Annotated in this window: 12 protein-coding genes; 3 read left to right on the forward strand and 9 right to left on the reverse strand. The window is 68.1% G+C overall.

Annotation, left to right across the window (positions count from 1 at the left end; translation table 11 throughout):
* Positions 1–28: 28 nt before the first annotated feature.
* The 8 genes from SFB74_RS21820 to SFB74_RS21855 all read right to left on the reverse strand — a co-directional run bounded on the left by SFB74_RS21820 (position 29) and on the right by SFB74_RS21855 (position 7,747).
* Positions 29–733, reverse strand: coding sequence for an ABC transporter ATP-binding protein (locus SFB74_RS21820; protein WP_432726368.1), 705 nt, complete (start codon positions 731–733; stop codon positions 29–31).
* Positions 726–1,487 carry an ABC transporter ATP-binding protein gene (locus SFB74_RS21825; RefSeq protein ID WP_432726369.1) on the reverse strand — a complete coding sequence of 254 codons (762 nt, stop codon included), beginning with the start codon at positions 1,485–1,487 and terminating at the stop codon, positions 726–728. The genes SFB74_RS21820 and SFB74_RS21825 overlap by 8 nt, the downstream gene beginning before the upstream one ends.
* Positions 1,484–2,485 carry a branched-chain amino acid ABC transporter permease gene (locus SFB74_RS21830; protein ID WP_432726370.1) on the reverse strand — a complete coding sequence of 334 codons (1,002 nt, stop codon included), beginning with the start codon at positions 2,483–2,485 and terminating at the stop codon, positions 1,484–1,486. Before SFB74_RS21830 ends, SFB74_RS21825 begins: the two co-directional genes overlap by 4 nt.
* Positions 2,486–3,358, reverse strand: coding sequence for a branched-chain amino acid ABC transporter permease (locus tag SFB74_RS21835; protein ID WP_019655845.1), 873 nt, complete (start codon positions 3,356–3,358; stop codon positions 2,486–2,488).
* A 139-nt stretch (positions 3,359–3,497) separates the two neighbouring features.
* Positions 3,498–4,670, reverse strand: a complete 1,173-nt coding sequence (locus SFB74_RS21840; RefSeq protein ID WP_432726371.1) for an ABC transporter substrate-binding protein — start codon at positions 4,668–4,670, stop codon at positions 3,498–3,500.
* A gap of 165 nt (positions 4,671–4,835) precedes the next feature.
* A complete protein-coding gene (locus SFB74_RS21845) occupies positions 4,836–5,825 on the reverse strand; it encodes a PDR/VanB family oxidoreductase (protein WP_432726372.1) in 990 nt (329 codons plus the stop codon).
* A 42-nt stretch (positions 5,826–5,867) separates the two neighbouring features.
* The gene (locus SFB74_RS21850; protein WP_432726373.1) at positions 5,868–6,644 is read right to left on the reverse strand and encodes a GntR family transcriptional regulator; all 777 of its coding nucleotides are present in this window, start codon (positions 6,642–6,644) and stop codon (positions 5,868–5,870) included.
* On the reverse strand, positions 6,641–7,747 hold the full coding sequence (locus SFB74_RS21855; protein WP_432726374.1) for a Rieske 2Fe-2S domain-containing protein: 1,107 nt from the start codon (positions 7,745–7,747) through the stop codon (positions 6,641–6,643). The genes SFB74_RS21850 and SFB74_RS21855 overlap by 4 nt, the downstream gene beginning before the upstream one ends.
* A gap of 149 nt (positions 7,748–7,896) precedes the next feature.
* On the opposite strand from SFB74_RS21855, the gene SFB74_RS21860 reads away from it, so the two are divergent.
* The 3 genes from SFB74_RS21860 to SFB74_RS21870 are packed head-to-tail and all read left to right on the forward strand — an operon-like array spanning position 7,897 to position 11,135.
* Positions 7,897–9,018 carry a 5-methyltetrahydropteroyltriglutamate--homocysteine S-methyltransferase gene (locus tag SFB74_RS21860; RefSeq protein WP_432726375.1) on the forward strand — a complete coding sequence of 374 codons (1,122 nt, stop codon included), beginning with the start codon at positions 7,897–7,899 and terminating at the stop codon, positions 9,016–9,018.
* 28 nt (positions 9,019–9,046) lie between these two features.
* Entirely contained in the window at positions 9,047–9,712 is a 666-nt protein-coding gene (locus SFB74_RS21865) for a glutathione S-transferase family protein (protein ID WP_432726376.1), read from the forward strand.
* Between the two features lie 46 nt (positions 9,713–9,758).
* Complete coding sequence (locus SFB74_RS21870; protein WP_432726377.1) at positions 9,759–11,135, forward strand: phospholipase D-like domain-containing protein; 1,377 nt, start codon at positions 9,759–9,761, stop codon at positions 11,133–11,135.
* On the opposite strand, the gene SFB74_RS21875 is transcribed toward SFB74_RS21870, so the two are convergent.
* Positions 11,113–11,784, reverse strand: coding sequence for a TetR/AcrR family transcriptional regulator (locus SFB74_RS21875; protein ID WP_432726378.1), 672 nt, complete (start codon positions 11,782–11,784; stop codon positions 11,113–11,115). The two genes, SFB74_RS21870 and SFB74_RS21875, sit on opposite strands and share 23 nt — an antisense overlap.
* Positions 11,785–11,796: the final 12 nt, after the last annotated feature.

Genomic DNA, 11,796 nt, shown 5'->3' on the forward strand with positions numbered 1-11,796 from the left:
CTCCTTTTTTGCTTGTCGTGTCTGTCTGCTACCGCGCCACGCCCAGCAGCCGGTCGAGCACCTGCGGCTGGCTGCGCAGCGCGGCCGCGCTGTCGGTGTGGACGATGGTCCCGTGGTCGAGCACCACCGCCTCGTCGGAGATCGCGAGGATCGCCTGCGGATGCTGCTCCACGATGATCGCGGCCAGCCCTTCGTCCTGCGTGATGCGGCGAATGGCGCGCAGCAGCTCTTCCACGATGATGGGCGCGAGGCCCTCGAGCGGCTCGTCGAGCAGCAGCAGCTTCGGGTTGAGCACCAGCGCGCGGCCCACGGCCAGCATCTGCTGCTCGCCGCCCGAAAGCTGCGTGCCGAGGTTGGTCTTGCGCTCGGCAAGGCGCGGGAACATCTCGTACACGCGCTGCGGATTCCACTTGCCGGGCCGCTCCACCGCCGTGAGGTTCTCGTGCACCGTCAGCGACTTGAAGATGTTGCGCTCCTGCGGCACCCAGCCGATGCCGGCCGCCGCGCGCAGGTGCGGTGCGAGCTTGTGCAGGGCCTGGCCGCCCAGCGAGATGTTGCCGCCGTGCTGGCGCGTTGCGCCCGCGAGCGTGTTGATCAGCGTGGTCTTGCCCGTGCCATTGCGGCCCAGCAGCGCGAGCGTCTGCCCCTCGCCGAGCGCGAATGCCACGTCGTGCAGCACCACGGCCTCGCCGTAGCCGGCGCTCAGGTTCTCGATGCGCAGCAGTTCAGACATGCGCGCTCTCCCCGTGGCCCAGATAGACCTCCTTCACCTTCGGATCGTTGGCGATGGTCTCAGGGTCGCCTTCGGTCAGCAGGGTGCCGTTGACCAGCACAGTCATGCGGTCGGCGAAGCTGAACACCAGGTCCATGTCGTGCTCGATCAGCAGCACCGACACGTCGGCCGGCAGCGCGGCCACGGTCTGCAGCAGCTCCTCGCGCTCGCCGGCGGGCACGCCCGCCACCGGCTCGTCGAGCAGCAGCACGCGCGGCTCGCAGGCCAGCGCGATGGCGATTTCAAGCAGGCGGCGCTTGCCGTAGGCCAGGTGCTTCACCTGCTGTTGCGCCACGTCACTGAGGTGGAACTGCTCCAGCAGTTGCGCCGCGCGCTCGGCGATGGCCTTGCTCGAACCCAGCGGCTTCCACCACTGCGCGCCTGCACCCTGGTGCTGCGACACCACGAGCGCCAGCGTTTCGAGCGGTGTCATCGAGTCGAACAGCTGGTTGATCTGGAAGGTGCGCACCAGCCCGCGCGCCACGCGCTTGTGCGGCGCGAGCGAGGTGATGTCCTCGCCCATCAGCGTGATGCGGCCTTCGGTCGGCGTGAGCACGCCAGTGAGCTGGTTGATGAGCGTGGTCTTGCCAGCGCCGTTCGGGCCGATGAGCGCATGGCGCGCGCCACGCTTGAGCTCCATCGTCACGTTGTTGGTGGCCGTGATGCCGCCGAAGCGCATCACCAGGCCGTAGGTGGAAAGCACGGTGTCGGTCATGCCGCACCGCCCTTCTTGCCCTTGCTTGCGCCGAACCATGTCCACGGCTTCAGCAGGCGGTCGCGCCCGACAAGCACCAGCAGCACCAGGATCAGCCCGATCCAGAACATCCAGTACTGCGGCGTCACCGCCGACAACCACGTCTGCAGCAGCTTGAAGACGATGGCGCCCGCCACGCCGCCGTAGAGCCAGCCCACGCCGCCGATGACCAGCATCAGCAGCACGTCGGCCGAGCGGTCGAAGGCCAGCACGTCGAGCGAGGCGAAGCCGGTGGTCTGCGCCAGCAGGGCGCCCGCGGCACCGGCGATGCCGGCCGCCACGGTGTAGATCACCACCAGCCGCGACACCACCGGGATGCCGATGGCCATGGCGCGCAGCCGGTTGTCGCGGATGGCCTTCAGCGTGGCGCCGAAAGGCGAATGCACGAGGCGGCGCATCACGAGGAACAGCACCAGCATCACCGCCAGCGAATACCAGGCTGCCGTGCGGCCGTACAGGTCGAACTCGAACATGCCGAGCACCGGCCCCATCACCACGCCCTGCAGGCCGTCGGCGCCGCCGGTGAGCCAGTCGAGCTTGTTGGCGAGTTCGAGCAGCAGCAGCGCGGTGCCCAGCGTGACCATCAGCCGCGTGAGGTCGCTGCCGCGCAGGATCGTCACGCTGGCCACCATGCCCAGCAGCGCGGCCAGCACGGTCGCGAACAGCAGGCCCACGGTCGGGTCGGGCATCACGAGCTTGGCGAAGAGCGCCGCCGCATAGGCGCCGAAGCCGAAGAAGGCTGCATGGCCGAGCGACACGATGCCGGTGTAGCCCAGGATCAGGTCCAGCGACATCGCGAACAGCGCGACGATGGCGATCTCGTTGACCAGCAACGAGTGCGAAGGCATCACCAGCGGCAGCGCGAAGGCCGCGGCCCAGACGACGAACTCGAGCGGACGCCAGCGCGCCTTGCGCAGCAGGGCCGACTGGAAATCGGCGACAACGGGAGGCGTGCTCATTCAGCGGCCCCCTTTGCGCGTGAACAGGCCCTGCGGGCGCCACATCAGGATCAGGATCATCAGCAGGTAGACGGTGAACGCGCCCATCTTCGGAATGAAGTACTTGCCCGCCACGTCGGCGATGCCCAGCAGCAGCGCCGCCGCGAGCGGCCCGGTGATCGACGAGGTGCCGCCGACCGAGACCACGATCAGGAAATAGATCATGTACTTGAGCGGGAAGGTCGGATCGAGCCCGAGAATCTCCGCGCCCAGCGCGCCGCCCAGCCCCGCGAGCCCGGAGCCCACTGCGAAGGTCAGCAGGAACACGACGTTGACGTTGATGCCCAGCCCCGCCGCCACGCGCGGATCGTCGACCGCCGCGCGCAGCCGGCTGCCGAAGCGCGTCTTCGAAAGAATGAGCTGCAGCACCACCGTGAGCACCGCGCACACGCCGATGATGAAGAGCCGGTAGTGGCCCATGCCCAGCAGCAGCGCGCCGTCACCGATCTCGGTGCGACCGCGCAGCCATTCGGGCAGCTGCACGTTCTGCTGCGACGAGCCCACGAAGTAGTCGACGGCAGCCACGGCCATGAAGGCCAGGCCGATGGAAAAGAGCACCTGGTCGAGGTGCGGCTTGCCGTACATCGGCCGGTAGAGCGTTCGCTCGAGCAGCGCGCCGGCCAGCGCGACGACGATGAACGCGAGCGGCAGGCAGGCCAGGAACGGCACGCCCAGCTTCTGCATCGCGAACACCGTGAGATAGCCGCCCGCCATGGCGAAGGCGCCGTGCGCGAGGTTGATGAAGTTCATCAGCCCCAGCGTCACGGCCAGCCCGACGGCGAGCACGAAGAGCAGCATGCCGTAGGCGATGCCGTCGAAAAGGATGGTCAACATGTCAGCTACTCAAACACGGGCCGTGCCTTGCGGTCTCTTCGCGAAACACCGAGGAACCGGCTTTGCCGGGCCTCAGGTGTTGCCCCCGGTAGGGGGTTGGCGAAGCGACACGAAGTGCGCGCAGCCTGGGGGCGAGCCTTTATTTTGCTTTGCCCGGGTCCTTCACGCCCTTGATCACGTCGAACTCGACGTTGTAGAGCTGCCCGTCCTTCTTCTCGACCTTGCGCAGGTACACGTCCTGCACGATGTCGCGCGTCTGCGCGTCGATCAGCACCTGGCCGCGCGGGCTCTCGAAGACCTGGCCCTTCATGGCCGCCAGCAGCGCCTCGCCGCCGCCCTGGCCCTTGGTGGCCTTGAGCGCCTCGTAGATCACGCGCATGCCGTCATAGCCGCCCACGGCCATGAAGTTGGGGCGCATCTTGGGGTTGGCCTTCTCGAAGGCCTCGACGAACTTCTTGTTCAGCGCCGAGGGGTGCGCAGCCGAGTAGTGGTGCGAGGTGACAACGCCGAGCGCGCCGTCGCCCATGTCGTTGAGCTGGTCGTCGTCGGTCACGTCGCCAGTGGCGATCATGCGGATGCCGGCCTTGTCCATGCCGCGCTCCAGGAACTGCTTCATCACCGCCGCGCCTGCGCCGGAGGGCACGAAGACGAAGAGCGCATCGGGCTTCACGTCGCGCACCTTCTGCAGGAAGGGGGCGAAGTCGGGGTTGCGCAGCGGCACGCGCAGCTTGTCGAGCACCTTGCCGCCGTTGAGCTGGAAGCGCTCGGTGAAGAACTTCTCGGCGTCGTTGCCCGGGCCATAGTCGGCCACCAGCGTCACGACCGTCTTCACGCCGTTCTTCGGCGCCCAGTCGCCCATGGCCACCGACACCTGCGGCAGCGTGAAGCTCGAACGGATGATGTAGGGCGATGCCTCGGTGATGCTCGACGTGGCGGCGGCCATCACCACCTCGGGCGTCTTCGACTGGGTGGCGATGGGCGCCACCGCGAGGGCCAGCGGCGTCAGGCCGAAGCCGGCCAGCACGTTGACCTTGTCGTTCACCACCAGCTCCTGCGCGAGGCGCTTGGTCACGTCGGGCAGGCCGGTGTCGTCCTTGACGATCAGCTCCACCTTCTTGCCGGCCACGGTGTCGCCGTTCTGGGCCATGTACAGGCGCGCGGCGGCTTCGATCTGGCGGCCCGTGGAGGCCGACTGGCCCGTCATCGGAAGGATCAGGCCGATCTTGAACTTGTTGTCCTGGGCGCTGGCCAGCGACATCGAAAGCGCAAGAGCCGACAGGGCGGCGGTCTGGATGAGATGGCGTCTTTGCATGTTTTTTCCTTTGAGGGGCGGAACGCGAACCGGGGCTATTTTCAACACTTTGCAACATCCGGCGCAGCAGGCAATCACCTAGCTGGCGACCGTCGCCGGCCTTTGTTGCGCGATTGACAAATTAACTGCGCGATCATCGCGCAGGGTGTATTCCGGGGGAGCCGGTCAGCTGTCGGCGCGATAGGCGGAGTCGAGCGTGAGCGTACCCACCGCGCGTGACACGCAGGCGCAGATGCGCGTGACCGACTTCTTCTCGTGCTCGCTGAGGAACACGTCGCGGTGGTCGATCTCGCCGTCGACGGAGATCACGTCCATGGCGCACAGGCCGCACTCGCCGCGCTTGCAGTCGGAAAGCGTCTGCACGCCCGCCGCGTCGAGCGCCTCGAGCAGCGTGCAGTCGGCCGGCACGGTGATGGCGAGATTGTGCCGCGGAATGCGCACCTGAAAGGGCTGCGTGGCCAGCCGGCCGCTGCTGCCGAAGGTCTCGAAGCGAAGGTCCGCGATGGCACGGCCCGCCGCGTGCCACGCGCGCTTGACGGCCTCGAGCATCGGCACCGGACCGCAGGTGTAGAGCTGGCCCCCGGGCGGCAGCGCGGCGATGGCGGCGGCGAAGTCGATGGGCGTCGCGCCTTCGTGGGCCTCGACGCCGCTCTCGCCGAGCGCCTCGCGCAGGTGCGGCAGGTAGCCGAACTCGGCCGCATTGCGCGCGCCGTAGAGCATCTTCACCGGTACGCCGCTGCGCCTCGCATGCGCGCCCAGCCGCTGCGCCATCAGCACCAGCGGCGTGATGCCGATGCCGCCGGCCACCAGCAAATAGCCTGGCGCGGAGAGGTCGAGCGGGAAGTGGTTCTGCGGCGCGCTCACCTGCAGGCGGTCGCCCACCGCGAGCCGCCACATCGCGAGCGAACCGCCGCGGCCATCGTCGAGCCGCTTGACGGCGATGCGCCAGCACTTGCCGTCGCCCTCGCTCACCAGCGAGTACGAGCGGGTCTGCACGCGGCCCTGCGCCGTCATCACCTGCACCTGCAGGTGGGCGCCGGGTTCATGGGCGGCGGCGAACCCGCTCTCGGGGCGCAGTTCGAACTCGCGCACGGTGGGCGTCACGTCGCGCAGCGCGACGACCTGCGCCTGCATCCATTGAAGATCGCTTTTCATCGGGGGAACAACACGAAGGAGAAATGGGAGAGAGAGGTGGAATCAGCCGCGCCGGCGGATCAGCTGCACGCCCGGCAACGGACGCTGTTCCGCCGTGGGCGTGCCATGCAGCGCCTCGCGCAGGTTGCGTCGCGCGATGCGGCTGTGCTCGCGCATCAGCGCCTCGGCGCGCGAGCCTTCGCCGGACTCGATGGCGTCGAGCACCTGCACGTGCTGGTCCTGCGCGACCACGAGCATGTCGCGCGCGGCCGGCGAATTGGCCTGCACAACGACGAAGCCCGAGGGCGAGGCGAACGGCAGGTTGACCACGCGCTCCAGCTGCTGCGCGATGACGGGGCTGCCCGCCATCTCGCACAGCAGCGCATGGAAGCGCTCGTTGTGCGTCACGTAGCGCGAGAAGGCCGCGTCGTCGAGCGCAGGCTCGCGCAGCAACTCGTCTATGCGCTGCAGGCACGCGCGCGCCTCGCGCAGCACCACCGGCGCCGCGCCGCGCTCGGCGGCGAGCCGGGCCACCAGGCCTTCGAGCGTGCCGCGCAGCTCGATGGCGTCGGCCACGTCGCGCTCGGAGAAGGTACGCACCGCATAGCCGCCGTTGGGCAGCGCCTCGAGCAGGCCTTCCTGTTCGAGCCGCATCAGCGCGGTGCGCACCGGCGTGCGCGACACGCCGAGCTGCTCGGAGATCGCCACCTCGGCGATACGCGCGCCGCCGGGCAGCTCGCCCGCGAGGATCATCTCGCGCAGCCGCAGCTGCGCCTTCACAGCTTGCGAACTGCCGCTGTCGCCGGGCTCGGCGGCGGAGGAGACGGCCGCGACCTTCACGCGGCCTCCTTCTCGGCCGGACGGATCGGGATCGCCGCGCGCGCGGGCTTCTCCTTCTCGACCATGCGATCGATCAGCTTGCGCGCCCACATGGAGCCGGCGTCGATGTTGAGGTTGTAGAACTGGTGGTCGGGGTGCTCGTCGATGGCCTTCTGCTGCGCCTCGAGCACGAGCTCGTCCTCGCGGAAGATGCCCGACACTCCCTCGCGCAGCTCGTGCGTGAGGCGCTGCTCGCCCAGGCAGTAGTTGCGCGCGAAGGCCCAGAAGTAGAGGCACGTCTTGTCGGTCTCGGGCGTGATCGTGTTGAGCACGTAGCCGTTCACGCCCTTGCTGCGGTCGCCAGGGTTGCCGTCGGCCGGCACCGCGCCGCTGCCGGCCTCGGCCACGCCGACGTCGATGTTCACTGTGCACGGACCTTCGAAGCGGATGATCTGCCAGCGGTCGACCTTGCCGTTGTAGCCGCGCGCATGGCGGATCTGGCTGCCCCAGAAGGGCGGCGGATCGATGTTCTCCATCCAGCGCGTGACGGTGGCCGAGCGGTCGCCGTGCGTGGCGACGAAGGGGGCCTCGGCGACTTCGCGGTTGCCGATGGAGGAGCCGTGCACGAAGGTCTCGTGCGTCAGGTCCATGAGGTTGTCGACCACGAGGCGGTAGTCGCAGTTGACGCGGATCATCTTGCCGTCGCCGGCCCAGGCGGGATCGTCGTTCCAGTGCATATCGGGAATGAGCGCCGGGTCGGCCTTGGCCGGGTCGCCGGGCCAGATCCACACGAAGCGGTGCTTTTCCACTGCCGGAAAGCTGCGCACGCAGGCCGAGGGGTTCAGCGTTTCCTGGCTGGGCATGTGCGTACAGCGGCCCTGGCTGTTGTAGACGAGGCCGTGATAGCCGCAGACCAGTTCGTCGCCCTCCAGGCGGCCCAGCGACAGCGGCATCAGCCGGTGCCAGCAGGCGTCCTCGAGCACGGCGACCTGCCCGTCGGTACGGCGGAACAGCACCACTTTCTGGTTGCAGATGGTGCGAGGCAGCAGCGCATGGCGCACTTCGACGTCGTAGGCGGCTGCGTACCAGGCGTTCAGGGGAAAGGCGGTCGTGGGCGTTTTCATGAATACTCAATGTATACAGAAAGCGGGAAATTTCTAGTCTTTCTGGGTATTTCGAGGGTAAACACCGAGATATCTGTATACAGCAATCACCTTTTCGAAGGCGATACGATGTTCCGCTCATTCCCCAAAGAATCCCGACGGAGTCATCCATGACACAGCACGCCGCCTTGCCTGCCCGCTACGACCACGTGGGCAGTTTCCTGCGCCCCAAGTACCTGCTCGAAGCCCGCGAGCAGAAGGCCAAGGGCGAGATCACGCCCGAGCAGCTTCGCCTTGTCGAGGACAAGGCGATCACCGAGATCGTCAGGTTCCAGGAAGACATCGGCCTGAAGAGCATCACCGACGGCGAGTTCCGCCGTACTTACTTCCACATCGACTTCCTCGACCAGCTCGGCGGCGTGAAGACCGACATTCCGGTCACCATCCGCAAGCCCGACGGCACTGAAGAACTCGCTCCACCAGCGATGCGCGTGCTGGACAAGGTGCGCCACGTCAAGGACATCCAGCTCGCCGACTTCCAGTACCTCAAGAGCCAGGTCTCGGCCGGCCGCACGCCGAAGGTGACGATTCCCTCGCCGACCATGCTGCACTTCCGCGGCGGCCGCGCCGGCATCAGCAAGGACGCCTACCCCGAGCTCGACCCGACCTTCTACGACGACGTGGCCAAGGCCTACGGCGACGAGTTGCGCTCGCTGGCCGCCGCCGGCTGCACCTACGTGCAGATGGACGACACCAACCTCGCCTACCTGTGCGACGAGCACATGCGCGAAGCCGCCCGCAAGCGCGGCGACGATCCGAACGAACTGCCGCACCGCTACGCCGCCTTCATCAACAAGGTGGTGGCGCAGAAGCCGCCGGGCATGCTGCTGGCCATGCACCTTTGCCGCGGCAACTTCAAGAGCACGCACGCGGCCGCGGGCAACTACGAGCCGGTGGCCGAGGCGCTGCTCAAGGAGATGGACCTCGACGCCTACTTCATGGAATACGACGACGCCCGCTCGGGCGACTTCAAGCCGCTGCGCTACCTGCCCAAGGGCAAGACCGTTGTGCTCGGCCTCGTGACCACCAAGTTCGGCGAGATGGAAGACAAGGACGAGCTCAAGCGCCGCATCGAGGACGCGAGCAAGTACGCCTCGCTCGACCAGCTCGCACTGTCGCCGCAGTGCGGCTTCTCCAGCACCGTGCACGGCAACAACATCGCGGTGGAAGCGCAGCGCAACAAGCTGCGCCTGGTGGTCGAGACGGCGCAGGAGGTGTGGGGCTCGACCTGAAGCCCGGTTTCTGTTGAAGTCGGGGACCATGACGACTCACATCTACTCCGGTCCCCTCAGCATGTTCGGCGCCAAGGTCGAGATCGCGGCACGCGAGAAAGGCGTGCCCTTCGAGTTGGTCATGGTGCCCTTCATCGAAGGCGACCACTACGAGCCCAAGCACCCCGAGGTGCTTCGGGTCAATCCCGTCAAGCAGCAGGTGCCCGTGCTGGTCGACGACGAGGTGTCGCTCTTCGACTCGACGCAGATCTTCGAGTACCTGGAAGACCGCTATCCCAGCCCCGCGCTGTGGCCCGATGGCATTGCCGAGCGGGCCCGCGCCCGGCAGCTGGAGCAGAAGTCCGACGAGGTCTTCTTCCCGAACGTCATCAAGCTCTTCGGCCTGCAGGAGGCCATGCAGAGCGCTCCCGCGATCGCGGCCTGCGCCGGCTGTGCCCGCTTCTACGATGAGATGGAAGGCCTGCTGGCCACGCGCGAGTACATCGCCGGCCCCTACTCCTTCGCCGACATCGCCTTCTACATGGCCTGCGTGTTCGCCGACCGCAAGGGCGCCGGCATGACCGATGCCACCCCGCGCCTGCTGGCCTGGCGCACGCGCGTGGGCGACCGGCCCGCGGTGCGCGCGGTGGTCGACCCGATGATGCGGTTCCTCGCCTCGCAGGGGCGCGACGTACCGGCCTTCCTGCAGCGCTGAAGGGACACTGAAGGCGCCGCCCTCAGCGCTGAGGCATCATCGATTCATGCCGACCAAAGAGTTCGACTGGCTGCCTTCACCCTCGCAGCACTTTCTCGTCGTCACCTTCGCACTGCTGGTCTACGTGCTGACCACGCGCGCGCGCCGCGAGCAGCGCGCCCCCACCACCGCCATCGCCTGGGTCATGGGGCTGGTGCTGATGCCCTATTTCATCCTGCCGATGTACCTGCTGTTCGGCCAGCGCAAGCTGCGCCCGGCGGGTTCCCCCAGGCCGCCGCGCTCGGTGCCGCCGGGCCACTGGGCAGCCGACCTGATCGAGAGCTTCGGCCTCGCGCCGCCCGGGCGCAGCGCGATCCGCATGCATGCCGACGGCGAGGCCGCGCGCGAGGCGCTGTGGGAGGTGATCGACGGCGCGCGCGAACGCATCGACGTGTGCACCTTCATCATCGGCGACGATCCGCTCGGGCATGCGGTGCTCGACCGGCTTGCCCAGCGGGCGCGCGAGGGCATCAAGGTGCGGGTGCTGCTCGACGGCTTCGGTGCGCTCTCGCTGCCGCGCCATCACTTCGACCGGCTGCGCGCGGCGGGCGGCGAGGTGGCGGTGTTCCGCCCCTTCTTCAGCCTGCGCCGCATCGGTCCGCGCAACCTGCGCAACCACCGCAAGTTCACCATCGCCGACGACCGCTGGCTGTGGTCGGGCGGGCGCAACCTCGCGGGCGAGTACTTCACCGGCAACGACAAGCATCCCGAAGCCTGGCGCGATCTCTCCTTCGACCTGCGCGGCAGCGTGGCGGCAGCGGCGGCGCGGCAGTTCGACCACGACTGGGCCTCGGTGCGCAGCCGCAAGGCCCGCGCCATCACCGCGCCCGACGCCGAGGGCCCGGGCACGGCCATGGCCCAGTTCCTGCCGAGCGGCCCTGACCAGACGGAAGACACGGCACATGCGCTGCTGATCGACGCCTGCTTCCGCGCCGAGCACCGCATCCTCGCCATCACGCCCTACTTCGTGCCCGGCGACGGCCTGCGCGACGCGCTGCGGCTGGCTGCGCGGCGCGGCGTGCAGGTGACCATCGCGATGCCCGCGCAATCCAACCACCGGCTGGCCGACTTCGTACGCGCACGCGCCATGCGCGACCTGGCGCGCGCAGGCGTGAGCTTTCGCATGCTGCCCTTCATGGCGCACGCCAAGGCGGTGGTGGTGGACGAGGAGCTCGCGATGTGCGGTTCGATCAACCTCGACCTGCGCAGCCTGCTGCTGAACCACGAGGCGGCCGTGGTGTTCTACGGCCACGACCACATCGAATGGCTGGCCGAGTGGATCGAGACAACCGCTTCGGCCGGCGAGCCTTATCGCGCGCGCAGGCCGGGACTGGTGCGCGACGTGGCGGAAGGCCTGCTGCTCACCGTCGCTTTCCAGCTTTAGGCGCCGCAGGCGGCTCGGCGGCCTTTGCCACCGCGTCGAGCCCCGCGAGCACGTAGCGCACGACTTCGTCGGCCAGGGCCTGCGTGTCCTTCAAGGCCGGCAGCACCTTGCTGCTCAGGTCCTTGGGCGCCACCGTCAGCACCAGGCACGGCAACACCGTGAGCAGCAGGCTGCGCTGCACCGAAGGATGGTCGTCGGGCAGGCCCATGGTCTCGCCGACGATGCCGCGCAGCAGCTTGGCCTTGGGCAGCACCGCGCGCTGGATCAGCGCCGGCATGGCAGGCGACGGCGACAGCGCCTCGCGCAGCACCACGCGAAAGCCCCAGGGCGCCTTCGGCTGGGCGCTCATCTCGACCATGTGCGTGAGGAAGGTTCGCAGCTTCTGGCGCGGATCGGTCGACTCCACCGACAGCGCCATCAGCTCGTCGAGGCTCACGAGCTGCTTGTGCGCCTCGACCAGCACGGCCTCGTAGAGGCCGTCGCGCCCGCCGAAGTGGTAGTTGATGGCGGCCATGTTGGTGCCCGCGCGCGTGCAGATTTCCTTGCTGGTGCTTTCTGCGAAGCCTTGCTCCGCGAACAGCTGTCCGGCGGTTTCGAGGATGTGCAGGCGCGTTGCGTTGCCGTCGGTACGCGGAGTGCGGGTTGCCATGCCCCGAGGCTA

The organism is Variovorax xiamenensis (genome assembly GCF_050916385.1).
Classification (GTDB): Bacteria; Pseudomonadota; Gammaproteobacteria; order Burkholderiales; family Burkholderiaceae_C; genus Variovorax.

Bases quoted from the DNA above. Each gene is read 5' to 3' on its own strand.
- SFB74_RS21830 (WP_432726370.1), bottom strand. From the start codon at position 2,485: ATGAGCACGCCTCCCGTTGTCGCCGATTTCCAGTCGGCCCTGCTGCGC.
- SFB74_RS21820 (WP_432726368.1), bottom strand. From the start codon at position 733: ATGTCTGAACTGCTGCGCATCGAGAACCTGAGCGCCGGCTACGGCGAG.
- SFB74_RS21875 (WP_432726378.1), bottom strand. From the start codon at position 11,784: ATGGCAACCCGCACTCCGCGTACCGACGGCAACGCAACGCGCCTGCAC.
- SFB74_RS21855 (WP_432726374.1), bottom strand. From the start codon at position 7,747: ATGAAAACGCCCACGACCGCCTTTCCCCTGAACGCCTGGTACGCAGCC.
- SFB74_RS21865 (WP_432726376.1), top strand. From the start codon at position 9,047: ATGACGACTCACATCTACTCCGGTCCCCTCAGCATGTTCGGCGCCAAG.
- SFB74_RS21840 (WP_432726371.1), bottom strand. From the start codon at position 4,670: ATGCAAAGACGCCATCTCATCCAGACCGCCGCCCTGTCGGCTCTTGCG.
- SFB74_RS21860 (WP_432726375.1), top strand. From the start codon at position 7,897: ATGACACAGCACGCCGCCTTGCCTGCCCGCTACGACCACGTGGGCAGT.
- SFB74_RS21835 (WP_019655845.1), bottom strand. From the start codon at position 3,358: ATGTTGACCATCCTTTTCGACGGCATCGCCTACGGCATGCTGCTCTTC.
- SFB74_RS21825 (WP_432726369.1), bottom strand. From the start codon at position 1,487: ATGACCGACACCGTGCTTTCCACCTACGGCCTGGTGATGCGCTTCGGC.
- SFB74_RS21870 (WP_432726377.1), top strand. From the start codon at position 9,759: ATGCCGACCAAAGAGTTCGACTGGCTGCCTTCACCCTCGCAGCACTTT.
- SFB74_RS21845 (WP_432726372.1), bottom strand. From the start codon at position 5,825: ATGAAAAGCGATCTTCAATGGATGCAGGCGCAGGTCGTCGCGCTGCGC.